A 24,968-nucleotide genomic window follows, 5' to 3' on the forward strand; every position below is an offset into this window, starting at 1 on the left:
GGATGTCCGCGGCGGTGGCGATTTCGCACCCGAGATCGTCGGCCGTCCCGGCCGGCAGCGCCAGATCGACTTCCCCTTCAACAAGCTGGAAACCCAGCAGCTGTAAGGCATCCAGCCGTTCGGTATCCTCCGCCGCAATCTTCGCCTGCAGCCGCGACCAGCCGGCCAGCGCCTGGCTGGTCAGCGGCGGGGCATCGTCGCGAAAGCGCACGATCGCGCTATTAACGCCAAAGAAGCGATTTTCCCACTCCAGGGGTTCAATACTGGCGCGGACGGACACGGACGAGATCCAGTAAGTATTGGCCATAGCCGGAGCCAGGGATCGGGCCCTGGTTCATACCGGTGACCAGAATCGTTCTCACCGCCATACCCCTTTGGTATCGACGATAAATGCCTGGGTTACGCTATCGCCGCCGATCGCTTTAAACTCATGGTGATCGACCAGCATCACCAGCACATCGGCGTTTGCCAGAGCATCGCTCAGCGATGCCAGGGTGCACAGACCCTCGAGCTTCTTCGGCAGCTGGTGAATATTAGGTTCAACAACCAGCGTTTCGCCGCTGTGCCAGGCTGCAATTTGCATGGCGATAGCCATCGCCGGGCTTTCGCGCAGATCGTCGATGTTCGGCTTGAAGGCCAGGCCAAAGCAGGCAATTTTCAGCTCACTGGCGCGTCGGTTGCTGGCGGCAAGACACTCGGCCACCCGCGCCTTCACCTGCTCGATAACCCATTCCGGCTTATGGTCGTTGACCTCACGCGCGGTGCGGATCAGCCGCGCCTGCTGCGGATTTTGCGCCACGATAAACCACGGATCGACCGCGATACAGTGGCCGCCAACGCCCGGCCCCGGCTGCAGAATATTGACGCGCGGATGGCGGTTCGCCAGGCGAATCAGCTCCCAGACGTTAATTTCCTGCTCGGCGCAGATCAGCGACAGTTCGTTCGCAAAGGCGATATTGACGTCGCGGAAGCTGTTTTCGGTCAGCTTGCACATCTCTGCGGTGCGGGAGTTGGTCACCACGCACTCGCCTTCGAGGAAAATTTTATACAGCTCGCTGGCGCGGGCAGAACAGACCGGGGACATACCGCCAATCACGCGGTCGTTTTTAATCAGCTCAACCATCACCTGGCCCGGCAGCACGCGTTCCGGGCAGTAGGCGATATTGACGTCCGCCGCCTCGCCTGCCTGCTGCGGGAAGCTCAGATCGGGACGCAGCTCGGCCAGCCAGCCCGCCATCAGCTCCGTCGCCCCGACGGGAGAGGTGGACTCAAGGATAACCAAAGCCCCCTTCTTCAGCACCGGCGCGATTGATTTTGCCGCCGACTCGACGAAGACCATGTCCGGCTCGTGCAGATCCTTAAACGGTGTCGGTACGGCAATCAGATAGGCGTCCGCTTCCACCGGGACGGTGGTGGCGCTTAAATAGTCCTGCTCGACCGCGGTCTTAACCACGCTGGCCAAATCCGGTTCCACGATATGAATCTCGCCGCGGTTGATGGTCTCCACGGCGTGCTGGTTAACATCAACGCCGACCACGCGCTTTTGCCGGGAGGCGAACGCGGCAGCGGTTGGCAAACCGATATACCCAAGGCCAATCACTGAAATGGTAGAAAAACTCATAGCGTTACCCGATTATTTTTAAGTGCGGTCACAATGCGGCTACATGCCTGTCCATCGCCGTAGGGGTTATGCGCCCGGCTCATCGCCTGGTATGCGGCATCGTTGTTCAGCAGATTCGTGACTTCCGCGACGATGCGCTGGCTATCGGTACCGACCAACGTAACGGTGCCTGCGGCTACCGCTTCCGGCCGTTCCGTCATCTCGCGCATCACCAGAACCGGCTTGCCCAGCGAAGGGGCTTCTTCCTGAATACCGCCGGAGTCGGTGAGGATCAGCCATGCGCGATCCATCAGCCAGACAAACGGCAGGTAATCCTGGGGTTCGATCAAAATCACGTTATCAACATGACCAAGAATGCGGTTTACCGGCTCGCTGACGTTTGGGTTCAGGTGCACCGGATAGACAATTTGTACATCGGGATGGCTGGCCGCAATTTCCGCCAGCGCGTGGCAGATCTGCTCAAACCCGCGGCCGAAGCTTTCGCGACGGTGGCCGGTGACCAGGATCATCTTCTTTCCGTTAGCCAGGAACGGATAGCGCTGCGTCAGCTCGATGCGCAGCGCCTCATCGCCCAATACGCGATCGCGAACCCAGAACAGCGCATCGATAACCGTATTGCCGGTGACCGTGATGTGGCTATCGGCAACGTTCTCCCGCAGCAGGTTCTGCCGCGAGGTCTCCGTCGGCGCAAAATGCCAGGTTGCCAGCCGCCCGGTTAACGTCCGGTTACCCTCTTCCGGCCACGGCGAACTGAGATCGCCGGTGCGCAGTCCCGCCTCAACGTGCCCCACCGGGATTCGCTGATAGAAAGCGGCGAGGCTCGCCGCCATCGTGGTGGTGGTATCGCCATGCACCAGCACAACGTCAGGCTTAAACGACTCGAGAACCGGCTTCAGCCCTTCAAGGATGCGGCAGGTAATCTCCGTCAGGCCCTGACCCGGCTGCATGATATTCAGGTCGTAATCCGGAACAATAGCAAACAGCTTCAGCACCTGATCGAGCATCTCCCGATGCTGCGCGGTGACGCATACTTTTGCCTCAAAATGAGGGTCCCTGGCCAGCGCATGAACCAGCGGTGCCATTTTGATGGCTTCGGGTCTTGTGCCAAATACAGTTAGTACTTTCACATCGATTCTCTTCGATTAGGTGATGAAGTCCGCATGACCGTCATCACAGGCCGCTTTCACTGGATACGACGTCGCGATAGCGCCACGCCTGCGCCGATGAGCGCGCCCACAATCCCCCACATCACCATCAGAAATACGCGGCGCGGGCTATCGCGTTTTACAGGTTCTTCCGGCGTACGCAAATACCGGTAAGTCTGAAAACGCGGATCTAATGTCGGCCCGACGTTCAGGGTATTCAGCATCGCGCGGCTCTGGTCATAGTCAAGGTCGTATTCCGGACCTACCGCCTGCAGATTTTCCAACCGCGCCTGCAGCATCGGCCTGCCGAGTAAAAACAGCTCGGAATCCGGCAGCTGATCGGCAGGAATATCGGTCTCACTGCGGGAAATATTATGCTGCTGGGCGATTTTCAGCGCCTGTTCCACGCTATGGGTACGGCGGTTGAAAATCTCACGCGCAACCTCTTCCTGACGCTTAACCTGCGCTTTCATCTGCACGGTACGTGCCGCCCAGGCACCCTTGAGCTCGTCATTCAGGTGGCCCGCCGCGCGCTGGCTGGCAAACGCCACGTACTGACGCAGCAGATTATTGGCATCCGGCGCGGTCTCGGCCGTCAGCTTGACGCTATCGTTGGTATTCTTTACCGCATCACCCGGCATAAACTGAATATTGTTAATCAGATCGTCCAGCAGCGCGGCATCGGCGCGAGAATTACCCGACTGGCGCTGTTTGTAATAGTCGGTTTGCAGCCAGAAATCACGCCGGGTATCCCAGGACCCCTGCTGCATGATGAACTCTTTGTAGGCGTCATCCATTGCCGAAGGCTGATCGACCGAAACCAGATTGGCTTTGATATCGAGATTGCGTAAAAACTGCTGTTGCGAGTAGTAGCTGCCCAGCATATTTACGGTTGGTCGGTCGGTAATTGCCGTCGCGCTCCACTCCTGGCGAGCGAAAAAGGCATAAACCAGTACGATCAGCGCAAACAGCACGGCCATCCCTGCTATCCAAATTTTCCCTGCCCATAAGGCGCGAAACAGCCCGCGAATATCCAGCTCATTCTCAACGTTCACTGCTTGTGCTCCCGGTAATGGTTGAGTCATCACGTCCCCAGTTTACTTGGTTAATTTTGGATTGTTGCTGCTGTGTCGCCGTATTCTGCGTCTGATGCGCTTAACCAGGCGCGCCACTTTCCAGGCGCGTTTAATGCAGTAGCCGTAAAGGAAGAAGGCTAACAAAAAGAGTATTAACATCACCCATTCAGGAACGATACGGGTATATTCCGCCACCACCCCTACCAGCGCCAGTAAAGCGGCGGCCAGCGTGATCAGGACGAATGCCTGCCGGGAAGTAAACCCAGCGCGCATGATCAAATGATGAATGTGCTGGCGGTCCGGAGAGAACGGACTCATGCCCTTGCGCAGGCGACGATACATAATCGCCACCATATCCATCAACGGAATCGCAATAATCCACAGCGCGGTTACCGGGCTAATGGGATGCGTTTTACCCTGCGTGGTTTCCAGCAGGATCCAAATAATGGTGAAGCCAATCATGGTGCTGCCGGCATCGCCCATAAAGACCTTATAGCGACGGCCAAGCACACCGAGGTTAAGTAAAATATAGGGCAGAATGGCGGCAATCATCGCAAAACACCACATTGCCAGGCTGTACTGGCCATCAAACCACAGGATGATGCCCGTTGCCGCAAAGGAGACCGATGACAGACCGCCGAGCAGGCCGTCAATGCCATCAACCATATTAAAGGCGTTAATTGCCGCCCAAACGGCAAAAAGAGTGAGGAAGAAACCGAAGGGGCCGAGCACCAGCTCCCATGAGCCAAAAATAAAACCGAGGCTGCTAAGATGCAGGTTTCCTGCCATCATCATGACGACGGCAATGGCGGCCTGCATAACCGCACGAATTTTTACGCTGATATCAAATCGGTCATCCAGCGCGCCGACCAGGACCAGAATACCGGCGCACGCCAGGTACAGCGAAGCATGGGGAATGTAATAATCTGCGATCGCAAACGTAAAACAAATACCCGCGTAAACTGAGATGCCACCCACTAACGGAACCAGACCCTGATGCCGTTTTCGATAGTTAGGCTTATCGACTAACCCAACCTTTTTTGCCGCCTTGCGAGCCACAAATATAAAAAGGGTAGTGAATAAGAAAATACTGATTAATTCAGTAATAGCAGTGAGTAAATTCACAACGCATGTGCTCTCAGCATGGTTAATCCGGGAAGTATAACGACGATGTCTCAACTCCTGAAGGGGTAATGCAGATCATTACAAATTTATTGTATAGATTTTAGTCTGTTAAAGTTATCTCTGCCAGGAGAAGCGCGCTCATCATACGATAATAACCGCTCCGATTTCCCTTTCTGGATCATACAAATCCCAAAAACAAAACGCCACGCGGTTGCGTGGCGTTTTTCAGCTTTTTTAAACTTACGAACGCTTCATCATGTCGAAGAAGTCATCGTTAGTTTTGGTCATAGCCAGCTTGTTGATGAGGAACTCCATCGCGTCGATTTCACCCATCGGATGGATGATTTTGCGCAGGATCCACATCTTCTGCAGCTCTTCCTGAGTGGTGAGCAGCTCTTCTTTACGCGTACCGGAACGGTTGTAATCGATAGCCGGGAAGACGCGTTTTTCTGCGATCTTACGCGAGAGGTGCAGCTCCATGTTACCGGTGCCTTTAAACTCTTCGTAGATAACTTCGTCCATCTTGGAGCCGGTGTCGATCAGCGCCGTAGCGATGATAGTCAGGCTGCCGCCCTCTTCGACGTTACGCGCAGCACCGAAGAAACGCTTCGGACGGTGCAGGGCGTTCGCATCCACACCACCGGTCAGAACTTTACCGGAAGCCGGTACGACGGTGTTGTAGGCGCGAGCCAGACGGGTGATGGAGTCGAGCAGAATGATAACGTCTTTCTTATGCTCAACCAGGCGCTTGGCCTTCTCGATAACCATCTCGGCAACCTGAACGTGGCGGGATGCAGGTTCGTCAAAGGTAGAAGCAACAACTTCACCTTTAACCAGACGCTGCATCTCGGTCACTTCTTCCGGACGTTCGTCGATCAGCAGGACCATCAGCACGCAGTCAGGATGGTTGTAAGCGATGCTCTGCGCAATATTCTGCAGCAGCATCGTTTTACCGGCTTTCGGCGGAGCAACAATCAGACCACGCTGACCGCGACCGATCGGCGAAGCCAGATCCAGGACGCGAGCGGTTAAGTCTTCAGTCGAGCCGTTACCACGCTCCATACGCAGACGTGAGTTTGCGTGCAGCGGCGTTAAGTTCTCGAACAGGATCTTATTGCGCGCGTTTTCCGGCTTGTCGTAGTTAACTTCGTTGACTTTCAACAGCGCAAAGTAACGCTCACCCTCTTTAGGAGGACGAATCTTACCGGAAATGGTGTCACCAGTGCGAAGGTTGAAACGGCGGATTTGGCTAGGGGATACGTAGATGTCGTCGGGACCGGCGAGGTAGGAGCTGTCTGCGGAGCGGAGGAAACCAAATCCATCCTGCAGTATCTCCAGTACGCCATCGCCAAAGATATCTTCGCCACTCTTCGAATGCTGCTTGAGGATGGCAAAAATAATATCCTGCTTACGCATACGGGCCAGGTTTTCCAGCCCCATATTTTCGCCGAGAGTAATCAGCTCAGAAACCGGCGTATTCTTTAATTCGGTAAGATTCATAATGGTGTGGGTTCTTAAACTCGGGGTAGAACTCGAACTTCATGTTGTGAATGGTATGGCAGGAACATCCATGCCTGTTAGCGGCCTACATCTCGTGTCTGTACGTTGCCTGGTCACAGGAAAGAACGCAGAGCTGAAACGACAAAACGGAATGAGTGATAAGCCCGGAATTTTTAGCTTCACGCGCATTTCTGCGGGATGCTTCGGGTAAAGCAAGATTCAAACAATAAAGGTATGTTTAAAACGAAGTCTGAAGTTAACTTAGCACGACTCAAGCCGGGCGTCCAGAGTTCCGCAAAAAATAGGAATCCGGACGCCGGAACGACAAACTGCTTACGCCAGATTGGCGTCGAGGAAGTCTTTCAGCTGGCCTTTAGACAGTGCGCCAACTTTGGTTGCCGCTACTTCGCCGTTTTTAAACAGCAGCAGAGTCGGGATGCCGCGGATGCCGTATTTCGGCGCGGTGCCCGGGTTCTGATCGATGTTCAGTTTCGCAACGGTCAGCTTGCCCTCATACTCGCCAGCGATCTCATCCAGAATCGGGGCGATCATTTTGCACGGACCACACCACTCTGCCCAGAAATCGACGAGGATTAGCCCGTCAGCCTTGAGTACGTCCGTGTCAAAACTGTCGTCAGTCAGGTGAATAATTTTATCGCTCATATTTAACTCCACAGGAATAAGCCTGGTGTGCTGGTGTCGCAGACATCAACGACGCGTTAATGCTACGTTATACACGTTATCCTTCAGGATGCCTCTGTAACTGACAGCCTGTGCGGCCCGGTCCATCATGGACCTCGCCGCGCAGGAGTCAAAGCAAACCGTGTTGAAACCCGTTACCGCCAGATTATTCACCGCCGGTCCGCTTAGTAGTCTAAGCTTTCGAGGATTCATTCGGTTGCCGCAGAGCACCTTCAGTAATTTCGCGTATAGCCAACGAAAGGTTGACGTTATTTCAACGGATACGCTTTCTTAATGCAATAGTTAGCTGATATTCTACCACACTATGAGCAAAACACATTTAACAGAACAGAAGTTTTCCGACTTCGCCCTGCACCCGGCAGTTATCGAAGCCCTTGAAAAGAAAGGGTTTCATAATTGTACGCCCATTCAGGCACTCGCTCTTCCGCTAACGCTGGAAGGTCGAGACGTCGCCGGGCAGGCGCAAACCGGTACCGGTAAAACGATGGCGTTTCTGACGTCAACGTTTCATTATCTTCTCTCTCACCCGGCTATCGCTGACCGCCAGGTCAACCAGCCGCGTGCGCTGATCATGGCGCCAACGCGCGAGCTGGCGGTACAGATCCATGCTGACGCAGAACCGCTGGCGCAGGCCACCGGCCTGAAGCTCGGTCTGGCGTACGGCGGCGATGGCTACGACAAGCAGCTGAAAGTGCTGGAGAGCGGCGTCGACATTCTGATCGGGACGACCGGTCGTCTTATCGACTACGCCAAACAAAATCATATCAACCTTGGCGCTATTCAGGTTGTCGTCCTCGACGAAGCCGATCGCATGTACGACCTCGGCTTTATTAAAGATATCCGCTGGCTGTTCCGTCGTATGCCGCAGGCTAACCAGCGCCTGAACATGCTGTTCTCCGCCACCCTTTCCTACCGGGTCCGCGAACTGGCGTTTGAGCAGATGAACAACGCCGAATACGTTGAAGTCGAACCAGAACAGAAAACGGGTCACCGTATTAAGGAAGAGCTGTTCTATCCTTCCAACGTAGAGAAAATGCGCCTGCTGCAGACGCTGATCGAAGAAGAGTGGCCGGATCGCGCCATTATCTTCGCCAACACCAAGCATCGCTGTGAAGATATCTGGGGCCACCTCGCCGCGGACGGTCATCGCGTTGGCCTGTTGACCGGCGACGTCGCGCAGAAAAAACGCCTGCGTATCCTCGAAGAGTTTACCCGTGGCGATATTGATATTCTGGTTGCAACGGACGTTGCGGCACGCGGTCTGCATATCCCGGCCGTCACCCACGTCTTTAACTTCGACCTGCCGGACGACTGCGAAGACTACGTACACCGCATTGGCCGTACCGGTCGTGCTGGCGCCAGCGGCCACTCCATCAGCCTGGCCTGTGAAGAGTACGCGCTGAACCTGCCGGCGATTGAAACCTACATCGGGCACTCAATCCCGGTAAGCAAGTACAACCCAGACGTGCTGATGACCGATCTGCCGCGGCCGCTGCGCCTGGCGCGTCCACGCACGGGCAACGGCCCGCGCCGCAACGGACCGCCTCGCAATCGCCGTCGTTCAGGCTAGTAAAGTATGTCATACACAAAATCGTTCGGGATGCATCAAGGCGCAAGGTTAGCGAATCCCGAATGACTTACTTTAGTAAGTGGTTCGGGTGACAAATCTGTGTCTGACGGATTTGAACGCTGCTTGCAGCGGCCCCATCGGGGTGAGTCCCTGGGATGGGCCGAATAAGCACGCTACTTTCGCAGAGGCAATTTGAAGGATGAAGTGTATGAGTTCCACCTCGCTTTATGCAGCTATAGATCTTGGCTCTAATAGCTTTCATATGTTGGTTGTTCGCGAGGTGGCCGGGAGCATTCAGACTCTCAGCCGTATCAAGCGCAAAGTGCGGCTTGCCGCGGGCCTGAATAGCGACAACGCGCTCTCCGCGGAAGCGATGGAGCGCGGCTGGCAGTGCTTACGGCTGTTCGCCGAGCGCCTGCAGGATATCCCCCCGGCGCAAATCCGCGTCGTCGCGACCGCAACGCTGCGTTTGGCGGTTAATGCCGATGAGTTTCTGGCTAAGGCCAGAGATATTCTCGGCTGCCCGGTGCAGGTCATTAGCGGCGAGGAAGAAGCGCGCCTGATTTATCAGGGCGTAGCGCATACCACCGGCGGTGAAGACCAGCGTCTGGTGGTCGATATCGGCGGGGCCAGTACCGAACTGGTCACCGGAACCGGCGCGCAAACCACCTCTCTTTTTAGCCTGGCGATGGGCTGCGTCACCTGGCTGGAACGCTACTTCGCCGATCGTAACCTCACGAAAGACAACTTCGAACTCGCTGAAAATGCGGCGCGCGAAGTCCTGCGGCCTATCACCGATACGCTGAACTATCACGGCTGGAAAGTGTGCGTCGGCGCCTCGGGTACCGTTCAGGCGCTGCAGGAAATCATGATGGCGCAGGGCATGGATGAGCGCATTACGCTGGCTAAACTCCAGCAGCTCAAGCAGCGGGCAATTCAGTGCGGGCGTCTGGAAGAGCTTGAAATTGAAGGCCTGACCCTCGAGCGAGCGTTAGTTTTCCCCAGCGGTTTAGCCATTCTCATCGCTATATTTAGCGAGCTGAATATTCGCTGCATGACCCTGGCCGGCGGCGCGCTGCGCGAAGGCCTGGTTTACGGCATGCTGCACCTGGCGGTCGATCAGGATATTCGTAGCCGAACGCTGCGTAATATTCAGCGCCGCTTTATGATCGATACCGAGCAGGCTCAGCGCGTCGCCCGTCTGGCGGCAGACCTGGTGAGCCAGCTGGATAGCTACTGGGAGCTGGAGCCGCTTAGCCGCGACCTGCTGGTCAGCGCCTGCGCCCTGCATGAGATTGGCCTGAGCGTTGATTTTAAGTCCGCTCCGCAGCACGCGGCCTACCTGGTGCGCAATCTCGATCTTCCCGGCTTCACGCCGGCGCAGAAAAAGCTGCTCGCCACGCTGCTGCTCAACCAAACCAACGCGGTCGATCTCTCTTCGCTCCACCAGCAGAACGCGGTCAAGCCTCGGGTTGCGGAGCATTTATGCCGCCTGCTGCGTCTGGCTATTCTGTTTGCCAGCCGCCGTCGGGACGATCTGCTGCCGTCCGTCACCCTGACCGCCGAGGATGAAAAGCTGATGCTGAGGCTGCCGGAAGGCTGGCTGGAAAACCATCCGCTAGGCAGCGAGATGGTTGAGCAAGAGTGCCAGTGGCAAAGCTATGTCCACTGGGCCTTAGAAGTCGTCTGATACCGGGGCGAGCGCGCTACTTTCCTTTCGCCTTTGCCAACATCGCCCGGATGTTGGCGACGTTGGCCTGTCCTTTGTGCATCCGCTCTTCCGCCGAGATAACCTTGCGCTCCTGCTCCCAGATGAGATCGTCCTGCGGGAGCTCCAGCAGAAAGCGGCTTGGCTCCGGACGCACCAGCTCGCCGTACTGGCGGCGCTCTTTACACAGCGTAAACGTCAGCTCTTTCTGCGCCCGGGTGATGCCCACGTAAGCCAGCCGGCGCTCCTCATCGACGTTATCTTCTTCAATACTGCTCTGGTGCGGCAGCAGCCCCTCTTCCATGCCAACCAGATAGACGTACGGAAACTCCAGCCCCTTCGAAGCGTGCAGAGTCATCAGCTGAACCTGATCCAGCTCCTCGTCTGATTCGCCGCGCTCCATCATATCGCGCAGGGTAAAGCGGGTGACCACCTGGGTGAGCGTCATCGGCTCATCGATATCGCTGCCTTCCAGCATCTCGGTCATCCAGCTGAACAGCTGGTTGACGTTTTTCATCCGCATTTCCGCGGCCTTCGGGCCGGGCGACGTTTCATACAGCCAGGATTCATAGTCAATGCCGCGGATCAGATCGCGCACCGCAACAATCGGCTCGCTTTCCGCCAGCCGCTGGACTTCGGCCAGCCACTGCGTAAAGCCGGTGAGCGAATCATAGCCGCGTCCGGTCAGCGTCTGGGTGAGGCCCATATCAAAGCTGGCGGTAAACAGGCTTTTGTTGCGGGTCATCGCCCACTCGCCGAGCTTTTGCAGCGTTGCCGGGCCAATCTCCCGCCGCGGCGTATTGACGATGCGCAGGAACGCGCTGTCATCGTCCGGGTTGGTCAACACCCGCAGGTAGGCCAGCAGGTCTTTGATCTCCGGACGGGAGAAGAATGAGGTGCCGCCTGAAATTTTGTAGGGGATGCGGTTTTGCATCAGCATTTTTTCAAACACCCGCGACTGATGGTTGCCGCGGTAGAGGATCGCATAATCCTTGTACTGGGTTTTATTGATAAAGTGGTGAGCAATCAGCTCCCCTGTCACCCGCTCCGCTTCGTGCTCTTCATTATTGGCGGAGAGAACTTTCAGCTCGACGCCGTAGCCCAGCTCGGAAAAGAGGCGCTTCTCAAACACGTGCGGGTTATTGGCGATCAGAATATTTGCCGCTTTGAGTATCCGGCCGGAAGAGCGGTAGTTCTGCTCCAGTTTGATGACCTGCAGCGCCGGGAAATCCTGGCTCAGCAGAACCAGGTTCTGCGGCCGCGCGCCGCGCCATGAGTAGATCGACTGATCGTCATCGCCCACCACCGTAAAGCGCGCCCGCTGTCCCACCAGCAGCTTCACCAGCTCATATTGGCTGGTGTTGGTGTCCTGATACTCATCCACCAGCAGGTAGCGGATCTTATTCTGCCAGCGCTCGCGGACCTCTTCATTACGCTGCAGCAGCAGGGTCGGCAGAAGGATCAGATCGTCGAAGTCCAGCACGTTGCAGGCTTTCATGTGCGCATCGTACAGCTCATAGCAATGGGCAAAGATCCGATCCCGCTCGCCCTGCGCGCTTGCCGCCGCCTGCGCCGGCGTGCGCAGATCGTTTTTCCAGTTGGAGATCGTCGAGATCAGCAGCTGAAGCACCACCTTGTCGTCTTCGATCAGCCCTTCGGTCAGATCCTTAAGCAAACCCACCTGGTCGGTATCGTCGAACAGGGAAAAGTTGGATTTCATCCCCAGCGCGGCATATTCGCGCTTAATAATGTCCAGCCCCAGCGTGTGGAAGGTGGAGATCATCAGGCCACGCGCCTCTTTGCGCCCTAGCGTTTGCCCGACGCGCTCTTTCATTTCGCGCGCCGCTTTGTTGGTAAAGGTCACCGCCGCGATATGGCGCGCCTGATAGCCGCAGACGCGGATCAGGTGCGCGATTTTATTGGTGATAACGCGGGTCTTACCGGAACCGGCGCCCGCCAGCACCAGGCACGGTCCGGTAACGAATTCGACGGCTTGTTGTTGGCCAGGGTTTAAACGCATGGGAGTCTTGCTCAATCTTCGAACGGGGTGAGGATTGTAGCAGAAAGCCGGGAGGAGATTTACCGGCTAATGGTAAAGTGTTGGCCACACCCGTCATCCTGAGAGCGAAACCATGGCAAAGTCCGCAGCGGCCCTGCACATCCTGGTCAAAGAAGAGAAGCTGGCGCAGGAGATCCTCGCCAAACTGGAACGCGGCATCAGCTTCGACCATCTGGCGAAGCGCTATTCACGCTGCCCCTCCGGGCGCAACGGCGGCGATTTAGGCGAGTTCCAACAGGGCACTATGGTTGGGCCGTTTGATAGCGCGGTCTTCTCCTGCCCGCTGCTGAAACCCTACGGCCCGGTCAAAACGCGCTTTGGCTACCACATCATTAAGGTGCTGTATCGCCGTTAACGCATGCTAATATTACGCCCTGATTCATCGCAACCTATCAAGGCACAATCATGGCTAAAACAGCGGCAGCAATGCACATCCTGGTGAAAGAAGAGAAGCTGGCACTCGACCTGCTGGAACAAATTAAAAACGGCGGCGATTTCGAGAAGCTGGCGAAGAAACACTCTACCTGCCCGTCAGGCAAAAAAGGCGGTCACCTGGGCGAATTCCGCCAGGGTCAGATGGTTCCGGCATTTGATAAAGTGGTCTTCTCCTGCCCGGTGCTGGAGCCGACTGGCCCGCTGCACACCCAGTTCGGTTATCACATCATTAAAGTGCTGTACCGTAACTAATGCATTAAAGCCTCTCTGGCGCAGAGAGGCTTTTCCCTTATTTCGCCTGCAGCGTTTTTTGTGCTTCATGCTTCATGACATGCATGCCGATAGCTGCCTGGAACACCTTAAACATCAGTCCGCTAATCAGCGTCGCGAAGGTGATGGTGATAAACGCCGTCATTACCCAGTCAACCAGCGCAAAGCCGCTGTTTAACAGCGCCGGGCGATACACCGCCATCCCGCCAAAGACCACCCAGTGGCTTAAGCAGTAGAAGCACTGAAACAGATGCCCCACCAGCGCATTCTTTTTTGCCGTCCACTCGCGAAATGAAGCAAACAGCTCCGTCTGCGTCACCGTTATCGAAATACTGCTGGCCGCCAGGGCAATCATCAGGCAGGTCGTTAAGGTAGCAATCATGAGTTATGGCCTTTGTCGTTGAAGTAGCTGATAAATTCGCCGCCGATATCCTGTAGCGTCAGGCTTTTAAAACGATCGAGGATCAGCGTTTGCGCATCGGCAAGCGTTGCCGACATCACCCGGTTGACCCCCTGCTCCACCAGGCATTGCGGGTTCTCGCTGCGGTTGCCCAGCGCAAACAGCGCCGGTTCACCTAATGCCGTGTAGATATCGTAAAGCGTAATCTCCGTCACCGGCCGACATAGCCGCCAGCCGCCGTGGTGCCCCTTAGTGGCACAGACAATGTTTTTTTCCCTGAGGCCGGCAAGCAGCTTGCGGATAAATGCCGGATTACCGTCAATAAAGGCGGCCATCTGCTCCGACGTCAGGGGCTTATCCATCTGCTCAAGGTGCAGCAGGATGTGCAGCGTTGCTGAGAATGAGTTATTTGTTTTCATGTAACTTACGATATTACATAAACGTCATGCTGCGCAATTCCCACCGATGAAATAAAACCAGAAATTTATACAACATTATGATAGTTAAGGTTTTTTATATTTTTACATTGCGTTATTGACCAAAATAAATCTTATGTTACTTTTAATATTACATGATTTATTACGTTAACGATGAGGTCGATATGCACAATCAGGAACAGACGCCGGAACAGTTTTGGGCATCGCATTACGACGCCATGTCTCCGCTCTCCAGTGGTATCCCCGGCAAAATTCTGCTGCGTTTTACCGAAGCATTAGCGCCGGGAAAAGCGCTGGAACTTGGCTGCGGGCGCGGAGACGATAGCGTCTGGCTGGCGAAAAAAGGCTGGCAGGTCACCGCCGTGGATTTATCCCCGCGGGCGCTGGAATACGCCGCAGGCAACGCCGAACGAGCTGCGGTCAGCGATCGTATTACCTTCACCCAATACGATCTCACCAAAGGTTTTCCTGAGGGTGAATTCGATCTGATTGTCGCCTCTTTTCTGGAATCGCCGCTCGCCTTCGATCGCCGCAGCATCTTCCGCGCCGCATTTGCCCACGTTGCGCCAGGAGGCATGCTGCTGATTACCTCCCACGCCAGGCCGCCGTCATGGTCAAAGCATGCCGATCGTCCATTCCAGTCGGCAAAAGAAGCCATCGCATCGCTTGAGCCGCTGCCTGAAGGTTGGGAGATCGTTTTCTGCGACGACGTTTCGCGCACGATGCGCGGGCCGGAAGGCGAGGAGGGAGAGGTATCGGATTCGGTGATTGCGCTAAGGCGTAAATAAACAGGCCCGGTAAGCGCAAGCGCTACCGGGCCTTTTGATGATTTGCCGGTCGATGCGGCCCGCGGGCCGCAGAACGACGGGGATTAACCTGCTACAGCGATACGTTTCATATCGGTCATGTAGCCGCGCAGCTTGTGGCCAACGCTTTCGATTGCGTGGCTGCGAATCGCTTCGTTCACATCGCGCAGCTGGGCGTTGTCTACGGCACCTTCGGCAATCGCTTTGCCCAGGTCGCCGGCCTGCAGCGTGGTCATGAACTCTTTCAGCAGCGGTACGCAAGCGTAGGAGAACAGGTAGTTACCGTACTCGGCGGTATCGGAGATAACCACGTTCATTTCATACAGACGCTTACGCGCGATGGTGTTGGCAATCAGCGGCAGCTCGTGCAGCGACTCATAGTATGCAGACTCTTCGATAATGCCGGATGCAACCATGGTTTCAAACGCCAGCTCAACGCCCGCTTTCACCATCGCGATCATCAGAACGCCTTTGTCGAAGTACTCCTGCTCGCCAATTTTACCTTCAAACTGCTCAGCGGTTTCGAACGCGGTTGCGCCGGTCTCTTCACGCCAGGTCAGCAGTTTCTTATCGTCGTTAGCCCAGTCAGCCATCATGCCGGAGGAGAATTCGCCGGAGATGATGTCATCCATATGCTTCTGGAACAGCGGCGCCATGATCTCTTTCAGCTGCTCTGACAGCGCGTAAGCACGCAGTTTCGCCGGGTTAGACAGACGGTCCATCATCAGGGTGATGCCGCCCTGCTTCAGCGCTTCGGTGATGGTTTCCCAGCCGAACTGAATCAGTTTTTCCGCGTATGCCGGGTCGGTACCTTCCGCCACCAGCTTATCGAAGCACAGCAGGGAACCCGCCTGCAGCATGCCGCAGAGGATGGTCTGCTCGCCCATCAGGTCAGATTTTACTTCCGCAACGAAGGAGGATTCCAGCACGCCAGCACGGTGGCCGCCGGTAGCCGCTGCCCACGCTTTCGCGATGGCCATGCCTTCACCTTTCGGGTCGTTTTCCGGGTGAACGGCGATCAGCGTAGGTACGCCGAAACCGCGTTTGTACTCTTCACGAACTTCGGTACCCGGGCACTTCGGCGCCACCATCACGACGGTGATGTCTTTGCGAACCTGCTCGCCAACTTCAACGATGTTAAAACCGTGGGAGTAGCCCAGCGCCGCGCCGTCTTTCATCAGCGGCTGTACGGAACGAACAACGTCAGAGTGCTGTTTGTCCGGCGTCAGGTTAACAACCAGGTCGGCCTGCGGGATCAGATCTTCATAGGTGCCGACCGTAAAGCCGTTTTCGGTCGCTTTACGCCAGGAAGCGCGCTTTTCTGCAATCGCTTCTTTACGCAGAGCGTAGGAGATATCCAGACCGGAGTCGCGCATGTTCAGGCCCTGGTTCAGACCCTGGGCGCCGCAGCCGACGATGACCACTTTTTTACCCTGAAGGTAGCTCGCGCCATCGGCGAATTCTTCGCGCGCCATAAAGCGACATTTGCCCAGCTGTGCCAGCTGCTGGCGCAGGTTCAGTGTATTAAAGTAGTTAGCCATGGTGATGTACTCCGTGATGTTGCGTGTCTTATTGTTCGGTTCGCTTTTGCGAGAATGAACTTACTATATGACAGGAAATTCATTGCGGAAATTGATATATTCACAACGTAATGTTGCAATATCTGCAATATAAAATCGTGGAGTGCGGCCCGTGGATTTACGCGATCTGAAAACCTTCCTGCACCTGGCCGAAAGCCGTCATTTTGGCCGCAGCGCGCGGGCCATGCACGTTAGTCCCTCGACCCTTTCGCGGCAGATCCAGCGCCTGGAAGAGGACCTCGGCCAGCCGCTGTTCGTGCGCGATAACCGCACCGTAACGCTAACCGAAGCGGGCGAAGAGCTGCGCCTTTTCGCCCAGCAGACCCTGCTGCAGTATCAGCAGCTGCGCCACGCTATCGACCAGCAGGGGCCATCGCTCTCCGGCGAGCTGCATATCTTCTGCTCCGTGACTGCGGCCTATAGCCATCTGCCGCCGATTCTCGATCGCTTTCGCGCCGCCCATCCTTCGGTGGAGATCAAGCTTTCGACCGGCGATGCCGCCGACGCGATGGAGAAGGTCGTCACCGGCGAGGCGGACCTGGCCATTGCCGGGAAGCCGGAAACGCTGCCCGGCTCGGTGGCCTTCTCGATGCTGGAAAATCTGGCGGTGGTGCTGATCGCCCCGGCCTTAGCCTGCCCGGTGCGTAACCAGGTCAGCCAGGAGCAGCCCGACTGGTCGACCGTGCCGTTTATCATGGCCGATCAGGGGCCGGTACGTCGGCGCATTGAGCTGTGGTTCCGGCGGCATAAAATCAGCAATCCGTCGATTTATGCCACCGTGGGCGGCCACGAGGCGATGGTTTCCATGGTCGCCCTCGGCTGCGGCGTCGCGCTCCTGCCAGAGGTGGTGCTGGAGAATAGCCCGGAACCGGTGCGCAACCGGGTGATGATTTTAGAGCGCAGCGATGAGAAGACGCCTTTTGAGCTCGGCGTATGCGCACAAAAAAAGCGGCTGTATGAGCCGCTTATCGATGCGTTCTGGTCGATTTTACCCAATCCGGGCCACTAGCCGGCGAGGAAAAAGCGGAATGCCGGATTGTGCGTTTCGTCGTGGCAATCGTAGCCCAGCTCATGCAGTCGGGTTTCAAAATCCGGCTCATGATCGCCCAGCTCAAAGCCCGCCAGTACCCGGCCATAGTCGGTGCCGTGGCTGCGGTAGTGGAACAGAGAGATGTTCCAGTGGGTACCCAGCGTATGCAGGAACTTGAGCAGCGCACCCGGTGATTCCGGGAACTCGAAGCTAAACAGGCGCTCCTGCAGCGGCTTCGACGGACGCCCGCCGACCATGTAGCGCACGTGGAGCTTAGCCATTTCGTCATCGGAGAGATCGACGACGCTATAGCCCCCCTCGTGCAGCAGGTCCAGAATCTCTTTACGCTCTTCCAGCCCGCGGCTCAGGCGAACGCCGACAAAAATGCAGGCATCTTTGGCATCCGCAAAGCGATAGTTGAACTCGGTAACCGAACGACCGCCCAGCAGCTGGCAGAACTTCAGGAAGCTGCCCTTCTCTTCCGGGATAGTCACCGCCAGCAGCGCCTCGCGCTGCTCGCCCAGCTCACAGCGTTCGGAAACGTAGCGCAGGCCGTGGAAATTGACGTTAGCTCCGGACAAAATGTGCGCCAGCCGTTCGCCGCGAATATTGTGCTGCGCGATATATTTTTTCATCCCCGCCAGCGCCAGCGCGCCGGAAGGTTCAGCCACCGCGCGGACGTCTTCAAACAGGTCTTTCATCGCCGCACAGATGGCATCGCTGTCGACGGTGATGATATCGTCGAGATACTCCTGACAGACGCGGAAGGTCTCGTCGCCGATGCGCTTCACCGCGACGCCTTCAGCAAACAGCCCAACGCGCGGCAGGTCTACCGGATGGCCGGCCTCCAGCGCCGCCTTCAGGCAGGCTGAATCCTCTGCCTCCACCGCAATCACTTTGATCTGCGGCATCAGCTGCTTGATCAGTACCGCCACGCCCGCCGCCAGTCCGCCGCCGCCCACCGGCACAAAAACGCGGTCAAGATGGGCGTCCTGCTGCAGCAATTCGAGCGCCAGCGTGCCCTGCCCGGCAATGACCATCGGATGATCGAACGGCGGGACCCAGGTGAAATTCTGCTGCTGCGCCAGCTCGATGGCTTTCGCTTTCGCTTCATCAAAATTAGCGCCGTGCAGCAGCACTTCGCCGCCAAACCCGCGCACGGCATCAACCTTGATGTCCGCCGTGGCGGTAGGCATAACAATCAGCGCCTTAACGCCGAGGCGAGAAGCGGAAAACGCGACGCCCTGGGCATGGTTGCCCGCGGAGGCGGTGATCACGCCGCGCGCTTTTTGCGCTTCATTCAGCCCCGCCATCATCGCGTAAGCCCCGCGGAGCTTGAAGCTGTGGACCGGCTGCCGGTCCTCCCGCTTCACGAGGATGACGTTATCCAGCCGCGAGGAGATTTTTTCCATTTTTTGCAGCGGCGTAATCTGCGCTGCTTCATAGACCGGCGCGCGCAGCACCGCTCTGAGATATTCCGCCCCCTCAGGGGCGGCGGACAGGGGTTGTGATTCGGCCATGATTAGCCCCCAAGTTTCGATTTATCGCGTACCGCACCTTTATCAGCGCTCGTTGCCAGGCTGGCGTACGCGCGAAGGGCGAAGGAGACCTGACGATCGCGCGCTTTCGGCGTCCAGGCCCGATCGCCCCGGGCTTCCTGCGCTTCACGACGTGCGGCAATGTCGGCGTCGCTCAGCTGCAGCTGAATACCGCGGTTCGGGATATCAATGGCAATCATATCGCCGTCTTCGATAATGGCGATATTACCGCCGCTTGCCGCTTCCGGCGAAACGTGGCCAATCGACAGGCCGGAAGTACCGCCGGAGAAGCGACCGTCGGTGATCAGCGCGCAGGCTTTACCGAGGCCCATTGATTTCAGGAACGTCGTCGGATAGAGCATTTCCTGCATGCCTGGACCGCCTTTCGGCCCTTCGTAGCGAATCACTACGACATCGCCCGCGACGACTTTGCCGCCGAGGATAGCTTCTACCGCATCATCCTGGCTTTCATACACTTTTGCCGGGCCGGTAAACTTGAGGATGCTGTCATCAACGCCCGCGGTTTTTACGATGCAGCCATTCTCAGCAAAATTGCCATACAGAACGGCAAGGCCGCCGTCTTTGCTGTAGGCATGCTCCAGCGAACGAATACAGCCCTCAGCGCGATCGTCGTCCAGCGTATCCCAGCGGCAATCCTGCGAGAACGCCTGGGTGGTGCGGATACCCGCCGGGCCGGCGCGGAACATCTCTTTTACCGCATCGTCTTTGGTCAGCATAACGTCGTAGCGATCGAGCGTTTGCGGCAGGGTCAGGCCGAGAATGTTTTTCACCTCACGGTTCAGCAGACCGGCGCGATCCAGCTCGCCGAGGATCCCCAGCACGCCGCCGGCACGGTGAACGTCTTCCATATGGTATTTCTGCGTACTCGGCGCCACTTTGCACAGCTGCGGCACCTTGCGGGACAGCTTATCGATATCGCTCATGGTGAAGTCGATTTCAGCTTCCTGAGCGGCGGCCAGCAGATGCAGTACGGTATTCGTGGAGCCGCCCATGGCGATATCCAGGGTCATGGCGTTTTCAAACGCCGCTTTGCTGGCAATGTTACGCGGCAGCGCGGAGGCATCGTCCTGCTCGTAGTAGCGCTTGGTCAGCTCAACGATGCGTTTTCCCGCATTGAGGAACAGCTGCTTACGATCGGCATGGGTAGCCAGCAGGGAGCCGTTGCCCGGCTGAGACAGGCCCAGCGCTTCCGTCAGGCAGTTCATTGAGTTGGCGGTAAACATCCCGGAACAGGAGCCGCAGGTCGGACAGGCGGAACGCTCAACCTGCTCGCTCTGCTCGTCGGATACTTTCGGGTCCGCGCCCTGAATCATCGCATCGACCAGATCGAGCTTGATGATCTTGTCAGAAAGCTTGGTTTTACCCGCTTCCATCGGACCGCCGGAGACAAAGATCACCGGAATATTCAGGCGCAGGGAGGCCATCAGCATCCCTGGGGTGATTTTGTCGCAGTTGGAGATGCAGACCATGGCATCGGCACAGTGTGCGTTGACCATGTACTCTACCGAGTCGGCGATCAGCTCGCGGGATGGCAGTGAATAAAGCATGCCCCCGTGACCCATGGCGATCCCGTCATCCACCGCGATGGTGTTGAACTCTTTAGCAACGCCGCCAGAGGCTTCAATTTGCTCGGCGACCAGCTTGCCCAGATCGCGCAGATGCACGTGGCCCGGGACGAATTGGGTAAAGGAGTTCACAACGGCGATAATCGGTTTACCGAAATCTGCGTCGGTCATCCCGGTTGCGCGCCACAGCGCGCGGGCACCCGCCATATTACGGCCATGAGTGGTGGTGGCGGAACGGTACTTAGGCATGCTTTTACTCCCAGTTTCTGTTAAACGGGGCGCTGCGTGTCGCCCCGTCTTTTATGCTTATCTACCCTAAATAGTCCAGGCTGCAGGAAGGCGGCAGGAGAAAGAATCTCCGGCCGGCTGCGGTAAACGAGCGCAGCCAAATCACATGCAGCTTAAAATATGACGGATATTTACTGATTAACCTGATCCAACCAGCCCCATTTATCCTCGGTTTCACCGGTGAAGAGGCCAAAGAATGCTTGCTGAATACGCTTAGTCACTGGGCCACAGCGGCCTTCGCCGACCTGGATGCCATCAACGCTGCGCACCGGGGTAATTTCTGCTGCGGTACCGGACATAAAGACTTCATCCGCCAGGTACAGGGATTCGCGAGACAGGACCTGCTCACGAACTTCGATATCCAGATCTTTTGCCAGCTTAATAATGGCATCGCGGGTAATACCCGGCAGCGCGGAAGAGGTAAACGGCGGGGTAAACAGCACGCCATCTTTCACTTCAAACAGGTTCTCACCCGCCCCTTCGGAAATGTAGCCGTTAACGTCCAGCGCGATGCCTTCCTGGTAGCCATGTCGACGCGCTTCGCTGCCGACCAGCAGGGAGGAAAGGTAGTTACCGCCGGCTTTCGCTGCGGTCGGGATCGTATTCGGCGCCACGCGGTTCCAGGAAGAGACCATGGCATCGATCCCCTGATCCAGCGCTTCGGCGCCGAGATAGGCTCCCCACGGGAACGCCGCGATGATCACGTCAGTGGTATATCCTTCCGGCGGGTTTACGCCCATGCCCACGTCACCAACGAATACCAGCGGACGAATATAGGCGCTGGTCAGGCCGTTTTTACGAATCACTTCACGACAGGCTTCCATCAGCTCATCAACGCTCTGCGAAACCGGGAAACGGTAGATTTTGGCTGAATCATGCAAACGCTGCATGTGTTCACGATGACGGAACACCACCGGTCCTTTGTGCGAGTCATAGCAGCGGATGCCTTCAAAAACGGAAGTACCGTAATGCAGGGCATGCGACATCACGTGGACCTTAGCCTCTCCCCAAGGAACCATCTCGCCGTTGAACCAAATGTAATCAGCTTTTTTCGTCGTCATTTTTCTTCCCTTGCGCCTATGCGCGGATTTGTTGTGATGTGGGTTGCTGGATTTCGACGCAGGCAACGTCCACCAGTTTGCTTAATTGACTAAACAGTAATTCGACGGGCCGCTGGCTGGCAACGGTCAATTCGATATTTATATTGCGGGTGTCCGCGGCGGTCTCCATATTCATGGCGCAAATCTGAAAGCCACGATGGCGCACCACGCGCAGCACGCGCTCTAAGGTTTCCGGGTTGGAGCGGGCCTGCAAGGCGACCTGATGTTGCATCATGATAATTTCTCCAGCATTTCTGAGTTACTGGCACCGGGTGGCACCAACGGCCAGACATTCTCAAGTTCATCAATTGAGACATGAAGCAGGTATGGCCCCTGGCTCGAAAGCATGGTGTCGAGAGCCGCTTCAACCTGGTCTTTACGGGTGATATGTTGGCCAGGAATGCCGAAGGCGCTGGCCAAAGTGACAAAATCGGGGTTATCGGTGAGGATCGTTTCGCTATAGCGCTCCTGGAAGAACAGCTGCTGCCACTGACGAACCATGCCTAAGCGCTGATTATCCAGCAGCAGGATCTTCAGCGGCAGCTGCTTGCGTTTTACGGTGCCCAGCTCCTGAACATTCATCATGAAGGAGCCGTCACCGGAGATACAGATTACCGTATCGTTAGGACGCGCGACCTGGGCACCTACCGCCGCCGGCAGACCGAAGCCCATCGTCCCTAAGCCGCTGGAGGTAATGAAATTCTCCGGGCGAGTGTAGGTCATATGCTGTGCAGACCACATCTGATGCTGGCCCACGTCGGTGGTCACCACGCTGTCGGAGGGTTTGCGATCGGAAAGCTGCTTGAGCAGCAGCGGGGCATAAATGCCTTCACCCGGGTAGTCATAGCGCCATGCATGTTCGGCGCGCAGCTCCGCGTTGTGCTGACGCCAGGCGTCAATGGCCAGCGGCTGCTGCAGTGCCGGCAGCAGCGTATTGAGATCGCCGGTCAGGGCAACGTGCGCCTGACGCAGCTTGTTCAGCTCCGCCGGATCGATATCCATATGGATAACTTTGGCATACGGAGCAAAGGTGTTCAGCTTGCCGGTTACGCGGTCGTCAAAACGCGCGCCTACCGCAATCAGCAGGTCGCACTCCTGAACCGCCAGGTTAGCCGCCTTCGTCCCGTGCATGCCCAGCATCCCCAGGTAATAGGCATAGTCAGCGTCAACCGCGCCCAGCCCCTTCAGCGTGCAGGTCGCCGGCATTTGCGTGACCGCAATAAACTCGCGCAGGGCGGGAACCGCCTGCGCCATACCGACGCCGCCGCCGACGTACAGCATCGGCTTTTGCGACTGAGCCAGCATCTGCAGCGCTTGCTCAACTTCGGCGTGAGGGAAAGCAACGTCATCGGCTACCGTGGAAAAATAGGGATCGAACTCGCCTGTGGCCAGCTGGATATCTTTCGGAATGTCGACCAGTACCGGGCCTGGGCGGCCTGAGTTCGCGACCAGGAAAGCTTCAGCAATGACGCGCGGCAGCTCTTCCAGCGACTGCACCAGGAAGCTATGTTTGGTGCAGGCCAGCGATAAGCCCAGTACGTCAATTTCCTGAAAAGCATCGGTACCGATAAGCGGTGCCGCCACCTGGCCGGTAATCGCGACAACGGGGATAGAGTCCAGCAGGGCGTCCGCCAGGCCGGTGATCAGGTTAGTCGCGCCAGGGCCGGAGGTCGCGATGCAAACTCCCGTTTTACCGGTTGCCCGCGCGTAGCCGATGGCCGCCATGGCTGCCCCCTGCTCGTGACGGCACAACAGGTGTTCCACGCCGCCGTCATACAACGCATCGTAAACCGGCATAATCGCGCCACCCGGGTAGCCGAAAACCGTCTCGACTCCCTGTGTCCGCAAAGCATGTACTACCCACTGTGCGCCATTCATAGTTACTTCCCCGTCATAGATCGGAAGGAACAGAATTTTATGCTGTTATTCATTCTCTGCTCCCCGCCTGTCATTTTTAAGTTATAAAAAAACCCCCGGACCTTTCGGTGCGGGGGTCTTAGTTCGTTAAGGCTTGATTTCTATGCCTTTCCTCGTCCAAGTGCTGCCCCGCACGGTGGGATAATAATCACCACCACGCTAATCACGACCAGGCTAATCACTCGTAGAAGGGCTGTCATTTTATGTACTTTCTGGCTTCTTGTTCGAAGGAATACCTAAAGAGGTACCACAGACGTCACGTTAAACACAAGATTTTTTTATGGCTCATTTTCTGATCACGCTAACAATTTCCAGTAAAACAATTGTTTTTAATGGGAAAAATATAAAGTGAAGATATTTCAATTTATCGCGTTGCCCTATGGCTTTTTACAACGAGCGGTCCTACCCTTGCGGCAACCTGCGAGCCGGGTGCAATAACGAAAAGTATGTAACGATCTGCGGTGAATTATCTGGAACGTGGCGCGTAAAGCGCAGTTCCTGCGAGTGACTAATGGCAGGGTTGTCGACATGATGCCCACATTCAGGAGGCTCTATGTCACTCGCGATCGTCTACACGCGGGCCGCTCTCGGTATCAGCGCCCCGCTTATTACTATTGAGGTTCATATCAGCAGCGGCCTTCCCGGACTAACGATGGTTGGTCTGCCGGAAACAACCGTAAGGGAGGCGCGTGACCGGGTGCGCAGCGCAATCATTAACAGTGGCTATACCTTCCCGGCGAAAAAAATCACCATTAACCTCGCGCCTGCCGACTTGCCAAAAGAGGGAGGACGGTACGATCTCCCTATCGCTCTCGCGCTTCTGGTCGCCTCCGAGCAGCTAGAGGCACCCGAACTAAATCAATATGAGTTTATCGGCGAGCTCGCGCTTACAGGGGCCCTACGCGGCGTTCCTGGCGCTATCTCCAGCGCCATGGAGGCCATCAGGGCCGGACGGCAGATTATTGTAGCCAAAGATAACGCTGCGGAAGTGGGGCTGATTGGCGGCAGCAACTGCCTTATCGCCGGACATCTGCAGGAGGTCTGCGCCTTTGTGGCGGGACAGCATCCGCTCTCC

At 56.7% G+C, this 24,968-nt stretch carries 23 protein-coding genes and 1 pseudogene; 7 read left to right on the forward strand and 17 right to left on the reverse strand.

Translation table 11 applies throughout. The features are described from left to right. From PFH44_RS12610 to trxA, 7 genes and pseudogenes are all read right to left on the reverse strand, one after another. A pseudogene (locus PFH44_RS12610) lies at positions 1 to 280 on the reverse strand (dTDP-4-amino-4,6-dideoxy-D-galactose acyltransferase); the annotation flags it as partial. Positions 281 to 358: 78 nt separating this feature from the next. Further along, positions 359 to 1,621, reverse strand: a complete 1,263-nt coding sequence (wecC, locus tag PFH44_RS12615; RefSeq protein ID WP_283825170.1) for a UDP-N-acetyl-D-mannosamine dehydrogenase — start codon at positions 1,619 to 1,621, stop codon at positions 359 to 361. Beyond that, the gene (wecB, locus tag PFH44_RS12620) at positions 1,618 to 2,748 is read right to left on the reverse strand and encodes a non-hydrolyzing UDP-N-acetylglucosamine 2-epimerase (RefSeq protein ID WP_072051763.1); all 1,131 of its coding nucleotides are present in this window, start codon (positions 2,746 to 2,748) and stop codon (positions 1,618 to 1,620) included. Before wecB ends, wecC begins: the two co-directional genes overlap by 4 nt. Positions 2,749 to 2,804: 56 nt before the next feature. Further along, positions 2,805 to 3,851 carry an ECA polysaccharide chain length modulation protein gene (wzzE, locus tag PFH44_RS12625; RefSeq protein ID WP_045853621.1) on the reverse strand — a complete coding sequence of 349 codons (1,047 nt, stop codon included), beginning with the start codon at positions 3,849 to 3,851 and terminating at the stop codon, positions 2,805 to 2,807. Positions 3,852 to 3,863: 12 nt separating this feature from the next. Beyond that, the gene (gene wecA / locus PFH44_RS12630) at positions 3,864 to 4,967 is read right to left on the reverse strand and encodes a UDP-N-acetylglucosamine--undecaprenyl-phosphate N-acetylglucosaminephosphotransferase (protein WP_045853622.1); all 1,104 of its coding nucleotides are present in this window, start codon (positions 4,965 to 4,967) and stop codon (positions 3,864 to 3,866) included. Positions 4,968 to 5,207: 240 nt separating this feature from the next. Next, complete coding sequence (gene rho, locus PFH44_RS12635) at positions 5,208 to 6,467, reverse strand: transcription termination factor Rho (RefSeq protein WP_002883293.1); 1,260 nt, start codon at positions 6,465 to 6,467, stop codon at positions 5,208 to 5,210. Positions 6,468 to 6,800: 333 nt separating this feature from the next. Continuing rightward, positions 6,801 to 7,130: a thioredoxin TrxA gene (gene trxA / locus PFH44_RS12640; RefSeq protein WP_045853623.1), complete on the reverse strand. Its 330-nt coding sequence runs from the start codon at positions 7,128 to 7,130 to the stop codon at positions 6,801 to 6,803. A 343-nt stretch (positions 7,131 to 7,473) separates the two neighbouring features. Between trxA and rhlB the strand changes: the two genes are divergently transcribed. Continuing rightward, a complete protein-coding gene (gene rhlB / locus PFH44_RS12645) occupies positions 7,474 to 8,739 on the forward strand; it encodes an ATP-dependent RNA helicase RhlB (protein WP_045853624.1) in 1,266 nt (421 codons plus the stop codon). Positions 8,740 to 8,938: 199 nt separating this feature from the next. Further along, positions 8,939 to 10,429, forward strand: a complete 1,491-nt coding sequence (gene gppA / locus PFH44_RS12650; protein WP_283825171.1) for a guanosine-5'-triphosphate,3'-diphosphate diphosphatase — start codon at positions 8,939 to 8,941, stop codon at positions 10,427 to 10,429. A 16-nt stretch (positions 10,430 to 10,445) separates the two neighbouring features. On the opposite strand, the gene rep is transcribed toward gppA, so the two are convergent. Further along, on the reverse strand, positions 10,446 to 12,467 hold the full coding sequence (rep, locus tag PFH44_RS12655; RefSeq protein WP_045853626.1) for a DNA helicase Rep: 2,022 nt from the start codon (positions 12,465 to 12,467) through the stop codon (positions 10,446 to 10,448). Between the two features lie 112 nt (positions 12,468 to 12,579). On the opposite strand from rep, the gene ppiC (PFH44_RS12660) reads away from it, so the two are divergent. Beyond that, entirely contained in the window at positions 12,580 to 12,861 is a 282-nt protein-coding gene (ppiC, locus tag PFH44_RS12660; protein ID WP_283825172.1) for a peptidylprolyl isomerase PpiC, read from the forward strand. 50 nt (positions 12,862 to 12,911) lie between these two features. After that, positions 12,912 to 13,193 carry a peptidylprolyl isomerase PpiC gene (ppiC, locus tag PFH44_RS12665; RefSeq protein WP_024555327.1) on the forward strand — a complete coding sequence of 94 codons (282 nt, stop codon included), beginning with the start codon at positions 12,912 to 12,914 and terminating at the stop codon, positions 13,191 to 13,193. 37 nt (positions 13,194 to 13,230) lie between these two features. On the opposite strand, the gene PFH44_RS12670 is transcribed toward ppiC (PFH44_RS12665), so the two are convergent. Further along, positions 13,231 to 13,593 (reverse strand): hypothetical protein, encoded by a 363-nt coding sequence (locus PFH44_RS12670; RefSeq protein ID WP_045853629.1) that lies wholly within the window; start codon positions 13,591 to 13,593, stop codon positions 13,231 to 13,233. Then, complete coding sequence (locus tag PFH44_RS12675; protein WP_045853630.1) at positions 13,590 to 14,030, reverse strand: Rrf2 family transcriptional regulator; 441 nt, start codon at positions 14,028 to 14,030, stop codon at positions 13,590 to 13,592. The genes PFH44_RS12670 and PFH44_RS12675 overlap by 4 nt, the downstream gene beginning before the upstream one ends. 182 nt (positions 14,031 to 14,212) lie before the next feature. Here PFH44_RS12675 and PFH44_RS12680 point away from each other — a divergent pair, with 182 nt between their 5' ends. Beyond that, positions 14,213 to 14,836, forward strand: a complete 624-nt coding sequence (locus tag PFH44_RS12680; RefSeq protein ID WP_072051765.1) for a class I SAM-dependent methyltransferase — start codon at positions 14,213 to 14,215, stop codon at positions 14,834 to 14,836. An 83-nt stretch (positions 14,837 to 14,919) separates the two neighbouring features. Here the strand turns inward: PFH44_RS12680 and ilvC are convergent, their stop codons facing one another. Beyond that, positions 14,920 to 16,395 carry a ketol-acid reductoisomerase gene (gene ilvC, locus PFH44_RS12685; protein ID WP_045853632.1) on the reverse strand — a complete coding sequence of 492 codons (1,476 nt, stop codon included), beginning with the start codon at positions 16,393 to 16,395 and terminating at the stop codon, positions 14,920 to 14,922. Between the two features lie 151 nt (positions 16,396 to 16,546). Here ilvC and ilvY point away from each other — a divergent pair, with 151 nt between their 5' ends. After that, positions 16,547 to 17,443, forward strand: coding sequence for an HTH-type transcriptional activator IlvY (ilvY, locus tag PFH44_RS12690; RefSeq protein ID WP_045853633.1), 897 nt, complete (start codon positions 16,547 to 16,549; stop codon positions 17,441 to 17,443). Here ilvY and ilvA read toward each other — a convergent pair. The 6 genes from ilvA to ilvL form a co-directional block, all read right to left on the reverse strand. Further along, positions 17,440 to 18,984 carry a threonine ammonia-lyase, biosynthetic gene (gene ilvA, locus PFH44_RS12695; RefSeq protein WP_045853634.1) on the reverse strand — a complete coding sequence of 515 codons (1,545 nt, stop codon included), beginning with the start codon at positions 18,982 to 18,984 and terminating at the stop codon, positions 17,440 to 17,442. The two genes, ilvY and ilvA, sit on opposite strands and share 4 nt — an antisense overlap. Before the next feature lie 2 nt (positions 18,985 to 18,986). Further along, complete coding sequence (ilvD, locus tag PFH44_RS12700; protein WP_045853635.1) at positions 18,987 to 20,837, reverse strand: dihydroxy-acid dehydratase; 1,851 nt, start codon at positions 20,835 to 20,837, stop codon at positions 18,987 to 18,989. A 170-nt stretch (positions 20,838 to 21,007) separates the two neighbouring features. Further along, positions 21,008 to 21,937, reverse strand: a complete 930-nt coding sequence (locus tag PFH44_RS12705; RefSeq protein ID WP_045853636.1) for a branched-chain amino acid transaminase — start codon at positions 21,935 to 21,937, stop codon at positions 21,008 to 21,010. A 16-nt stretch (positions 21,938 to 21,953) separates the two neighbouring features. Next, on the reverse strand, positions 21,954 to 22,211 hold the full coding sequence (gene ilvM, locus PFH44_RS12710) for an acetolactate synthase 2 small subunit (RefSeq protein ID WP_041143465.1): 258 nt from the start codon (positions 22,209 to 22,211) through the stop codon (positions 21,954 to 21,956). Then, positions 22,208 to 23,854 (reverse strand): acetolactate synthase 2 catalytic subunit, encoded by a 1,647-nt coding sequence (gene ilvG / locus PFH44_RS12715; protein ID WP_283825173.1) that lies wholly within the window; start codon positions 23,852 to 23,854, stop codon positions 22,208 to 22,210. Before ilvG ends, ilvM begins: the two co-directional genes overlap by 4 nt. A 140-nt stretch (positions 23,855 to 23,994) precedes the next feature. Further along, entirely contained in the window at positions 23,995 to 24,093 is a 99-nt protein-coding gene (ilvL, locus tag PFH44_RS12720; protein ID WP_001311244.1) for an ilv operon leader peptide, read from the reverse strand. Positions 24,094 to 24,446: 353 nt separating this feature from the next. On the opposite strand from ilvL, the gene PFH44_RS12725 reads away from it, so the two are divergent. Further along, on the forward strand, positions 24,447 to 24,968 hold a 522-nt coding region (locus tag PFH44_RS12725), incomplete at its 3' end, for a magnesium chelatase domain-containing protein (RefSeq protein WP_283825174.1).

This window comes from Klebsiella sp. Ech2A, assembly GCF_030078455.1.
In the GTDB taxonomy this organism is placed as follows: domain Bacteria; phylum Pseudomonadota; class Gammaproteobacteria; order Enterobacterales; family Enterobacteriaceae; genus Klebsiella; species Klebsiella terrigena.